Genomic DNA, 11892 nt, shown 5'->3' with positions numbered 1-11892 from the left:
ATAACAGACAAACGACATCAGAAAACTTTCTTCTCCGATGCAAAGCATCCGTAACATTGCCATCATTGCCCACGTTGACCACGGCAAAACCACGCTGGTGGATAAGATCATCCACTACAGCAAACTCTTCCGCGAAAATCAGGAATTCAACGATCTGATTCTGGATAACAACGATCTGGAACGCGAACGCGGAATCACGATTCTTTCCAAGAACGTATCCGTTCGTTACAAAGACGTTAAAATCAATATCATCGATACACCGGGCCACGCCGACTTTGGTGGTGAGGTAGAACGTGTATTGAAAATGGCCGACGGCGTATGTCTGCTCGTGGATGCCTTCGAAGGCCCCATGCCCCAGACGCGTTTCGTACTTTCCAAAGCGATCTCGCTGGGTCTGAAAGTAATCGTGGTTGTAAACAAAGTTGATAAAGAAAACTGCCGCCCCGAAGAAGTTCAGGAAAACGTATTTGACCTGATGTTCAACCTCGGTGCGACGGAAGACCAGCTTGACTTCCCAACCCTGTTCGGTTCAGGTAAAGGTGGCTGGATGAGCACCGATTACCGCAATAAAACGGAAGACATCAGCCCGCTGCTCGATGCCATCATCGAAAGCGTACCCCCGGCTCCTCAGCCCGAAGGTATTCCCCAAATGCAGATCACGTCTTTGGATTTCTCTCAGTTTACGGGTCGTATTGCCATTGGCCGTGTATTCCAGGGAACGCTGAAAGAAGGTGCTTCGATGGGTCTTTGCAAGTCCGACGGCAGCGTAAAACGCGTTCGGATCAAAGAACTTCAGGTATTCGAAGGCTTAGGCCGGGCGAAAGTATCCGAAGTAGTTGCCGGAGATATCTGTGCGATTACGGGTCTGGAAGATTTCGAAATTGGAGATACCGTGACGGATTTTGACAATCCGCAACCCCTGGAGCGTATCGCCGTGGATGAGCCTACGATGAGTATGTTGTTTACGATCAACAACTCGCCGTTCTTCGGTAAAGAAGGTAAATTCGTAACGTCTCGCCACTTACGCGATCGTCTGTACAAGGAAATCGAGAAAAACCTGGCTCTCCGCGTACAACCCACGGATAGCGAAGACCGCTTCCTGGTATTCGGTCGGGGTATTCTTCACTTGTCTGTACTGATCGAAACGATGCGTCGCGAAGGCTACGAATTGCAGGTAGGTCAGCCCCAGGTATTGTATAAAGACGTTGACGGTGTTCGTCACGAACCCATCGAATTGATGGTCGTAGACGTCCCCGAAGCTACAGCTGGTAAAGTAATTGAGCTGGCGACGCAACGCAAGGGTGAACTCACGATCATGGAGCCGAAAGGTGACGTGCAACACCTGGAGTTCAACATTCCTTCGCGTGGTCTGATCGGTCTGCGTTCGGACGTACTGACGGCCACCTTCGGGGAAGCCGTAATGACGCACCGTTTCCGGGCGTATGAGCCTTTCAAAGGCCCCATCCCAGGTCGGATCAACGGATCGATCATTTCTAAAGGTACGGGTGTAGCTACGGCATACACGATCGATAAATTACAGGATCGCGGTCGTTTCTTCATCGACGCCGGTGAAGAAATCTACGAAGGTATGGTTGTAGGTGAGCACAATCGTAACAATGATATTGTAGTAAACCTTCAGGAAGCCAAGAAGCTGACGAACATGCGGGCTTCTGGTTCCGACGACAGCGTACGGATTATTCCTAAAGTAAACTTCTCCCTGGAAGATTCGATGGAATACATCCAGAAAGATGAATACCTGGAAATTACGCCGAAGTCGATGCGGATGCGTAAAATCCACCTGAATGAGAACGATCGCAAACGTGCGGAAAGCAAAGGTGCTTTCGCGGATGCGTAATCATTCCGTGCGAATTGAATAGGAAAAGAGGCAGGTCAGTTTTGGCCTGCCTCTTTTCTTGAAAATGGAGTTTGTACGAATTTGCGTAGGCCGCATTCGTATCCTTATTTCGTGTTTTTATTGCTTAACTCGCTCATGTCGATTTCCGAAGTTTCTCCGCAGCTGGACACTACTGAACATCTGGAATATTTTGAACGGATTGCTCCGTCGCAGGCCGCGTATCGTCGCAAAAAGAACTACTACTGGGACGAAATCACGCAGTACTGCGATTATTTCTCGCACGAAGAGCTTTCCATCCTTGAAGTAGGATGCGGTACGGGGGAGCTCATTGGTCAAATCAGAGGTCGATACAAAACGGGAATTGATTTTAGCGAGGGGATGATTACTGTGGCTCGTCAGCAGTTTCCACAGGTAGAGTTTCAGGTGATGAACGCCCGCGATTTACAGCTCGATCGTCAATATGATTTGATCATCCTGTCAAATCTGATTGGGTACATTGACGATGTTCAGGCTCTGTTCGAGCAATTACGGCCTTTATGCCACGAGCGTACGAAGATCATTGTTAATTACTACAATTTCGTCTGGGAACCTTTCCTGCGAATGGCGGAGTGGCTGGGGGTAAAGCGAAAAACACCCCGGCAGAACTGGCTCTCTCGCATGGACATTAATAACCTGCTGTATCTGGCCGGGTTTGACGTATACCGAAACAGCATGCGGATGCTATGCCCGGTATACATTCCATTGATCTCAACATTTCTGAATAAATACGTAGCCAAGTTACCGCTCATTCGGCACCTGGCGATTAATCAGTACAGTTTCGCCAAGCCCGCCGTAGAAGTAGAGGACTGGCAAAACCGCTTCTCAACGAGTATCGTGATCCCGGCTCGCAATGAAAGCGGCAATATTGAAAATGCGTTGTTACGTATGCCCCGGTTTGGAAAGCATCTGGAAATCATTTTTGTGGAAGGAAACTCTACGGATGATACCTGGCAAACCATCCAGCGAATTCACGAGCAGTATAAAGACCAGTTCGATATTAAAATTCTGCAGCAGGACGGAAAGGGAAAGGGCAACGCCGTACGCAACGGTTTCGCCGTGGCTACGGGCGATATTCTAATGATTCTGGATGCCGATTTAACCGTGCCGCCCGAAGATTTGCCTAAATTCTACGATGCCATTGCCTCGGGAAAAGGTGATTTCGTCAACGGATCACGATTGGTGTATCCGATGGAAAAGAAAGCCATGCGGTTTCTGAACCTGCTGGGTAACAAATTCTTTAGCCTGCTGTTTTCCTGGCTGCTGGATCGTCCATTCAAGGATACGTTATGCGGAACGAAAGTGATCTTCCGATCGGATTACTACCGGCTGATTGCCAACCGCAAGTTCTTCGGTGATTTCGACCCGTTTGGTGATTTTGATTTAATCTTCGGAGCCTTCAAGTTAAATCTGAAAATAGTAGAGGTGCCCATTCGTTACCGGGAACGGACCTATGGAGATACGAACATTTCCCGCTTCAAACACGGCTTTATTCTGTTACGGATGTGTGCCTTTGCGGCCCGCAAACTGAAATTTATTTAAACGAGATGCAACCGTTGGATAAATAATTTCTGACGGTTAACTCACTTACGCATGGCACAGCTTCCAAAAATTTCCATTGTCACCGTAGTGTACAATGGGGCCTTAACGATAGAAGATACCATACAGTCTGTACTGTCGCAAGACTATCCTAATCTGGAGTACATCATTATTGATGGAGCTTCGACGGACGGTACGCTGGATAAAGTCAATCCGTACCGGGATCGCATTGCTCAGGTGGTTAGTGAACCAGACAAAGGAATTTGGGATGCGATGAATAAAGGATTACAGCGAGCTACGGGCGATGTGATTGGAATTCTGAATTCGGATGATGTGTATGCTCATTCAAACGTATTGTCAAAAGTGATGAACGTTTTTGAAGAGCATCCGACCATCGAAGCAGCATATGGAAATCTAAAATACATGGATCGGGGGTTGACGAAAGTAATTCGCGACTGGAAATCGAGACCCTACGACCAGCGTTTCTTCGAATACGGCGAAATGCCACCCCATCCGACTTTTTTTGCGAAACGGTCGTTATATGATCGGGTCGGGTACTTAGATCTGAACTTTCGTCTGGGAGCTGATTACGAACTTTGCTTTCGGGCCATGCGGGTACATCAGCTACCCACGAAATGGATCGATGACTGCCTGGTACACATGCGGATTGGAGGCGAATCCAATCGGAGTGTTAAAAATATTGTAGACCAGCATCGTTTAAACATGAAGGCTTGGACAATTCATGGTTTACCCGTTCCTTTGTCCTTTCATTACGGTAAATTTATCCATCGACTCAAGCAGTTTTTATAAGTATTACATACAATTTGTTAACTTTGTAAGCGTTTATCCAGCGTAACCCCAACGATTGCCAACCTAACTTAATAAATGCGAAGTTTTTATACATTCGTACTAAGTATTATTCTTCTTAGTGCAGGAACCGTTTATAGTCAGGTTCCTGGAAAAGTTGAGCAGTTATCCGATGCTCAAATCCAAGAGTTTATTCAGAAAGCTCAGGCTAGTGGCTTAAGTGAAGCTCAAATTGAACAATTAGCTCTTCAGCGAGGATATACGCAGCAGGATGTAATCAAAATGCGGGATCGGATTGCCAAGCTTAAAGCTGGGCAAACGAAAACAGCTTCCAGTCAATCTTCTGAAACAGAGACTGCCCGTAAACAAACGGAAGAGGTAGCTGAGAAAGCTCCAACGGTTGTTTCGAAGCAACAGAGTACCTCTAAAACAGAAGCAGAAGACAATTTAACACCAACACAAACAAAGGAGGTTTTTGGTTCGAGTTTCTTTCAGAATGCCACCCTTTCTTTCGAGCCCAACTTACGCATTGCTACTCCTAAAAATTACTCCTTAGGTCCTGAAGATGAGTTGAATGTCGAGATTTTCGGTAGTTCGGTACAATCTTATAAATTAAAAGTAAGTCCAGAAGGAAGCATTCGAATAGAAAATTCGGGGCCTATCCTAGTCAATGGGTTAACCATTGAAGAAGCTAAAGCCAAGATTGCTACTCGTTTACGGCAACTATACTCTATGCCGGGTATAGGTATTAACGTCACCCTAGGCAATGTGCGTAGTATAAAAGTTACCATTACAGGAGAAGTAGTACGCCCAGGGAGTTACACGATTTCGTCACTTGCAACAGTATTTAACGCTATTTATCAATCAGGTGGGCCTACGCCTAATGGTAGTTTTCGCTTAATTCAGTTACGTCGCAATAATAAGCTGGTGCGTACCATTGACCTCTATGATTTTTTACTCAAGGGCGACGAAAAAGATAACGTGGGCTTGCGGGACCAGGATGTATTGGTATTTCCGGATTATCAGGCACGAGTAGAATTAAGTGGAGAAGTACGTCGACCGCTGATTTTTGAAATTAAAGAGGGAGAAACCTTAAAAGATGTTTTTCAATTTGCAGGCGGCTTTACCGATCAGGCATATACTGCCACTATTACAGTACGTCGGAATACCTCAAAGGAGCTAAAGATATTAAATATCCAGCAGGATTTCTTTGGTTCGTTTATTCCTCAAAATGGCGATCGCTTCACCGTGGGTACTATTCTGGATCGTTATGAAAACCGAGTGCAAATCGCGGGTGCCGTATTCCGCCCTGGTGAATACGCATTAGACGAGTCAATCAGTACGCTGAAACAACTGGTTCAAAAAGCCGAGGGGGTTCGGGGTGATGCCTTTCTGGATCGTATTTTCATTCGCCGGGAAAAAGATAACTTAGACGTTGAGAATATATCTGTCGACTTAGGTAAATTACTAAAAGGAGAAGTGGAAGACATTAAACTACAGCGTCAGGACTTTGTAACTATTAAATCAATTGACGAGCTACGGGAAAAATACATGGTAAGTATTGGAGGGGCAGTCAATAATGGCGGCAATTTTGAATACACCGAAAATATGACGCTCAGCGATCTGGTTACGTTAGCCGGTGGATTTGCTGAAGGGGCCGTGTCTTCACGTATCGAAGTATCCCGACGTATCAAACAAGAGGATACAACCGCTAAATTAAAAGCGAACATACAGGTATTCACGCTCTCCATAGATAAAGATTTAAAAATTACCTCGCAGGAAAAAGTATTTACTTTGCAGCCGTATGATGTAATTTACGTAAGAACGGATCCAGCCTACGAGGCACAAAAGTTAGTAGAAATAGTAGGGGAGGTTAATTATCCAGGTAATTACGCGATCCAACGGAAAGATGAACGTTTAGTGGATCTCATTAAACGAGCCGGCGGCTTAAAAGACAAAGCTTTTCTAAAGGCAGCTCGCTTCTACCGGCAAGGAGAACTGGTAGCAGTAGATTTAGAAAAAATCTTGAAAAATCCCCAATCTAATGACAATCTGAGACTAGAAGATAAAGATCGTTTATTAATCCCCCAAAAAGACGAATTAGTACGAATTGCTGGAGGGGTGTTAAACCCAGCTACCGTCAATTACCAAGATAATTCTTTAGAAAAATATATTGCTCAAGCCGGCGGTTATACAGATGAGGCTATTCGAAAGAAAGTATATGTAACATATGCGAATGGTAGAATAAACACCACCAAACGCGTTTTAGGTTTCAAACATTATCCAAAAATAGAGCCCGGAGCTACTATCAATGTACCCATTGAAGATAAAGCAAATTATCGAAAAATGGAGCCCTCAGAACGTATAGCTTTGTTCTCGCTGGTAGGTTCATTATTAATAGCAACTGGTACAATCATCTCCGCTTTACTGAGATAATTTTCTAAAGAATATGAATGAAAGTAAGGAGAATTCTATCACGGTTGGATTTTTAGATATTATTCATTTTGTGAAAAAATATGTATTTAGAATAGTAAGTATAGGTTTAATAACAGGTTTAATTGGGTACTTGTATGCTTCTACCCAAACAGAGGAATATATATCTAGAGTGGATATACTACCAGAAATGCAAAGCAAAAATAGCCTTGGTGGATTTAGAGCATTGGCTGATTTGGCTGGTATAAACTTAGACAATATGCAAGTTGCTGAAGCAATACGGCCAGACTTGTATCCAAGTGTACTAGAAAGCAAGCCATTTTTATTGAATGTATTACAGCTTAAGGTTTATACCTCAACAGATACAACTAAATATATAATAAAAGATTTTTTGCAGCTGAAAGCAAAAAAAGAAAAATCAATAGGAAGTATTTTGTCAAAAATATCATTTAAAAAGAGAGAAAATAATACTATTAAGATAAATAATCAGGTGGCAAAATCATTGCCTTCAGATATTATATTGATAGATAAAGAACTAGAAGAACTAGTTAATAATGTAAATGAAAGAATACAGGCAGAATTAGATAGGAAAACTGGAGTGATTACAGTTAAAGTTAAGATGCCAGACCCCTTAGTTGCAGCTTGGATAGCACAGTATTCAGTAGATTATTTGAAAGAATATATGTTAGAATATAGAAGTGGTAAAGAAGCAGAGCAAATGAAATTTTATAAAGGGCAGATGGATAAAGCAGAAAAAAGATTTAGAGAGGCTAGTAGAACAGTAAGAGAGTTTAGAGATAAGACGAGAAATCCATTTTTTACTGCTAGTGCTTCGCAGGAGGATCAACTTCAGGCAGAGGTTACAGTTTCTCAAAACCTATATTCAGAGGTCTCAAAACAATATGAACAAGCAAAATTGAAAATGCAAAGTGAAACTCCTGTTTTAAAAGTACTAGACCCACCACAAGTTCCCTTAGTAAGGAGCAGTCCTAAGAAAGTATTTAGCTTTTTAATAGGTTTTATGATAGGCGTAATAGGATGTACTTTTGGGCTGCTTATAGCTAAACTGCTTAAATAAATGAAACTAGCAATTATTTATGTAAATAAAGTATTGTTTCATATTTATTTAACCCTAGCTTATAAGATAAGTAAAATAGCTACTATAGTTAAATTCTTTGTTAATAACATTGATTTTAATTATGACTTTAAAGCTAAGGGCGTGCCTTATGTAAATGTAAGTTTGAAGGGAAAGGTAAATATTGGTAAGAAATTTCATTTTAATAGCGGATATTATGACAATATAATAGGAAGACAACAAAAAGTAATTTTAATAGTTGCTTACAATGGAAAGCTTAAAATAGGAGATAATGTAGGAATTAGTAGCTCGGCTATAATATGTTATAAAGAAATTACCATTGAAGATAATGTCAGAATTGGAGGTAATTGTGTTATCTATGATACAGATTTTCACGATATCTATAGCAAGAATAGAACATCCGAAAAAGAAGATAGAAGCAAAATTGTATCAAAATCTGTAACGATAAAAAAAGGTGCTTTCATAGGTGCTCATTCAACTATTTTGAAAGGGGTTGTTATTGGAGAAAATGCTGTAATAGGAGCAGGGTCAGTAGTTACGAAGTCAATTCCTGAAAATGAAATATGGGCGGGAAATCCTGCAAAATTTATAAGAATGATAGATAATGATTAATAAAAGACGTTTAATAATAAATTCACTTTCTTCGGTGCTCAGCACCACAATGGCCGGTCTAGCCTATTTTATAATTTATAAAATCATTATAAACTTTTTAGGTATTTCAAAGCTTGGAATATGGACCATAGCTATGACAACAACATCGTTTATAAACATAGCTAATGCAGGATTACAAGTAGGTATATCAAGATATGTTCCAATCTATTTAGAAACAGGGAAGGCACATTTATTGGGTAAATTATTAGCAAGTAGCTTTATATGTTTATCAGTATTATACGGCATCATAGCTCTAGTTATATGGCTTTTTTTGATAAAATTTATGCCGATCTAGTAGATATAAATGCTCTAGATACAATTTATCAAATATTACCCTATGCTTTGACAACTTTATTCATAATGTCAATATCATCTGTATTGTCCTCTTTTATAGATGGCTACGAAAAATCTCATTTAAAATTAATTGCCAATAGTATAAGCTTAGTAGTTTACATTGCAAGTGCATACTTCTTTATAAAATCTTATGATTTGATAGGCGTAGCGATGGCTCAGTTAATACAATCAATAATTTATTTTTTGTTACTAGTGGTAGCATTGAAAATAGTATGCCCTACTATAACCAACATTAGTTGGCGTTGGGATACAACCATATTTAAGGAAATAATTTTATTTTCTGGACAACTACAACTAATATCAATTCTAGTATTATTATTCGAACCTATAACAAACTTGTTTATTGTTAAGTTTGCTGGATTGGAAGTTTTGGGATTTTATGAAATGGCAAATAGATTGATTAGCCAAATAAAAAACATGCTCACTCAAGCAAACCAGGCTTTAATACCCGTAATAGCAAAAGTAAATGAAAAATCTACTTCTACTGTGAATCAAATATATACTAAAGTATTAAACTTTATGATGGAATTATCTACGTATGTATTTGTACTTACTATTATATTAGCTTATTTTATCTCTTATATTTGGATTGGCTATATAAATAAAATATTCATTTCGAGCTTAATAATTCTTTGTGTAGGTAATTACTTTAACATATTATCTGTGCCTGCTTATTTCTCAAGTATGGGTACAGGCAAGTTGAAAACAATTCTAGTTTCTCATATTATAATGACTGTTAGTAATGTTCTGTTAGGATACCTGTTAGGTTATATATATATGGAGAATGGAATTATAATTGCTAAATGTATTTCCTTACTAGTTGGTTCTTTTTATATTATACATATTTATCATTATCATAATAAAATGAGCAATTATGATTTAATAAATATAAATATTTTTCTACTGCTTTCTTTTATTTGTAGTATAGGAATAGGTTTTACTATTATGTACTTTGTAAACGACTGGTTGGCTGTTACATCTGTTTTTCTAATGATTTATAGTTTTTGGATTATTAAATATAGTAGTCGTAATTCAAGTATTTTAAATCAATTGAAAAATATCTAACTATCATATAGATGGAAAACTACATAGTAACTATTATAACAGTAGTCTATAATGGGGATAAATATATTGAATCTACTATAAAGAGTGTATTAGAACAAACCTATGAAAAGATTGAGTATATAGTTATAGATGGAGGATCGACAGATATGACTATTGATATAGTCAACAAGTATGTTAATCGAATTGATTATTTTACATCAGAACCAGATCGTTCAATGTATGATGCGATTAATAAAGGACTTAAGATTGCTAAGGGTGACTTCATACTGATATTGAATTCTGACGATTATTTATTTAAACGTGAGAGTATATCAGAAGCCGTTAAGGAGATAAATAAATTAAACATCAAAGGGACAGCATCTTTTTATGGCAATCTTTATATAGAAGAGGATGGCAAAATTGATCCTAAAATAACGTTCCAAGTGAGTTTCAAAAAACTGTTACTTTCCAAACATGGTACTTTTGTTCCTCATCCAACACTTCTAGTTTCTAAAGAAGCTTTTAAGAAAGTAGGAATGTATAATTTAGAATACAAATATGCTTCAGATTTCGATTATATCTTAAACTTGATTAGATATACAAAAGTTGTGTATATATCGATACCAATTACCGTTTTTCGTAGACATAGTCAGAGTATTACTTCATCTGGCAAATTAGATGATGAAAGAGATAGGATTTTATACAAACATGGTTATTATAACTTTAATTTATTTTCTAGGATTACAAACTTTTTTATATTATGGAGTTACTACAAAATTTCAAATGGATTACTTTTGAAAAAAAAGTAGTCCATTTGTATTTAATGATTTTGCCTTTTACTAGTGCATTTTCAATAACGCAAATTATTACTATTCCCCTAATTATATTATCTGTTATTAATTTTGCTTTTTTGATTAGGTTTGTATTTTTTAATGTTAAGATTATTATTTACAAAATTGATTTGTTGTTAATTATTTTTTGGCTTATTGTAAGTTTTGCATTATTAATCAATTCATCTGCTTTTATTAGTTTGAAGCCTTACAATCATTATGTCGCTTACACATTTGTTGTTTTCTTTAACTATATTATCCTTAAAAATATTTTTATTAACTATTTTTCCATTTATGATTTACAAGATATGTGTAAGTCAGTCGGCTGGGGAGTATTAATATGTTCAATATTTGGGATCTTAGAATTTATCTTAAAAACTTTTTTATTTGTAAATGTAGATTTATATATACCTCGTGCTGAAATAGCTGAATACGATCCGACCATATTAGCTTCCTTTATTCGAATTAGGTCTTTAGTAGAAGAGTCAGGGCATTTAGCTTACTATCTTGAATTACTAGCACCTATTGGCATTTACGGATTTCGTCATAATAAACGTCTTTGCGTTACTCTTACTATTACTTCAGTTTTATGTTTTTTACTGACATTTAGTTCAGGCGGATATGGTATAGTATTAATATTACTATTTATATACTTTATGAAAAACATTTTTAAATTCATAAGTAATAATTATTATATAGTGATTAATATAAGAAAGATAATTATATTTTTTGTATCGATATCACTACTGATTTTTGTAGCTATATATGTTGGTAGTTTAATTTACGATATATTTTATACTATATTTTTTGAAAAAGCTTTCAATTCAGGTTCGGCTAATGACCGTAATTTTAGGTTAGAAGAGGGGCTAAAGGCTTTTGAACAATCTAAAGTATTACAACAGATAGTTGGAAATGGCCCTGCTGCTTACGATACTCTTAAGTTATGGAGTCAAGGCATGGTAGTATTATATTTAACATTTTTGTTAGAAATAGGGCTTGCGGGATCTATTGTTTTTATAATATTTATTCTTATTTCTTTAAAATATGCATTTAAGATAAAAGATAATCTCCTTAAATTAATTTTTGTATGTGCCCACATTTGTGCTCTTATCCATTTTCTATTTATTGCTAATTATTATTATCCTTGGTTGTGGGTAATGTTGGCTTTGAATTTTTTTGTATATGTCAAGCAAAACAAAATCTACCAGTAAAAAAAATCAATAGTATATATTATTCATGATTTAAAG

Annotated in this window: 9 protein-coding genes; all 9 read left to right on the top strand. The window is 37.9% G+C overall.

What is annotated here, in order from left to right:
• Window positions 1-37 precede the first annotated feature (37 nt).
• The 9 genes from typA to BWI93_RS14480 all read left to right on the top strand — a co-directional run bounded on the left by typA (window position 38) and on the right by BWI93_RS14480 (window position 11856).
• Complete coding sequence (typA, locus tag BWI93_RS14520) at window positions 38-1855, top strand: translational GTPase TypA (RefSeq protein WP_094812512.1); 1818 nt, start codon at window positions 38-40, stop codon at window positions 1853-1855.
• Window positions 1856-1990: 135 nt separating this feature from the next.
• Entirely contained in the window at window positions 1991-3433 is a 1443-nt protein-coding gene (locus BWI93_RS14515; RefSeq protein ID WP_094812510.1) for a bifunctional class I SAM-dependent methyltransferase/glycosyltransferase family 2 protein, read from the top strand.
• A 51-nt stretch (window positions 3434-3484) separates the two neighbouring features.
• Window positions 3485-4240 carry a glycosyltransferase family 2 protein gene (locus BWI93_RS14510; RefSeq protein WP_094812508.1) on the top strand — a complete coding sequence of 252 codons (756 nt, stop codon included), beginning with the start codon at window positions 3485-3487 and terminating at the stop codon, window positions 4238-4240.
• Between the two features lie 75 nt (window positions 4241-4315).
• On the top strand, window positions 4316-6673 hold the full coding sequence (locus BWI93_RS14505; protein ID WP_094812506.1) for an SLBB domain-containing protein: 2358 nt from the start codon (window positions 4316-4318) through the stop codon (window positions 6671-6673).
• Window positions 6674-6686: 13 nt separating this feature from the next.
• The gene (locus BWI93_RS14500) at window positions 6687-7748 is read left to right on the top strand and encodes a hypothetical protein (RefSeq protein ID WP_094812504.1); all 1062 of its coding nucleotides are present in this window, start codon (window positions 6687-6689) and stop codon (window positions 7746-7748) included.
• A complete protein-coding gene (locus tag BWI93_RS14495; RefSeq protein WP_094812502.1) occupies window positions 7749-8378 on the top strand; it encodes a DapH/DapD/GlmU-related protein in 630 nt (209 codons plus the stop codon). It begins immediately after the preceding gene.
• A gap of 300 nt (window positions 8379-8678) precedes the next feature.
• Window positions 8679-9836, top strand: a complete 1158-nt coding sequence (locus tag BWI93_RS14490; RefSeq protein WP_176454228.1) for an oligosaccharide flippase family protein — start codon at window positions 8679-8681, stop codon at window positions 9834-9836.
• A gap of 11 nt (window positions 9837-9847) precedes the next feature.
• Entirely contained in the window at window positions 9848-10624 is a 777-nt protein-coding gene (locus BWI93_RS14485) for a glycosyltransferase family 2 protein (RefSeq protein WP_094812498.1), read from the top strand.
• Window positions 10576-11856 (top strand): hypothetical protein, encoded by a 1281-nt coding sequence (locus BWI93_RS14480; RefSeq protein ID WP_141217470.1) that lies wholly within the window; start codon window positions 10576-10578, stop codon window positions 11854-11856. Before BWI93_RS14485 ends, BWI93_RS14480 begins: the two co-directional genes overlap by 49 nt.
• The last annotated feature ends 36 nt before the right edge of the window (window positions 11857-11892 follow it).

It is taken from the genome of Siphonobacter sp. BAB-5385 (assembly GCF_002261125.1).
GTDB lineage: Bacteria > Bacteroidota > Bacteroidia > Cytophagales > Spirosomataceae > Siphonobacter.
Note: the sequence above shows the minus strand (reverse complement) of the source record. Positions and strands in the feature narration are given on the sequence as shown.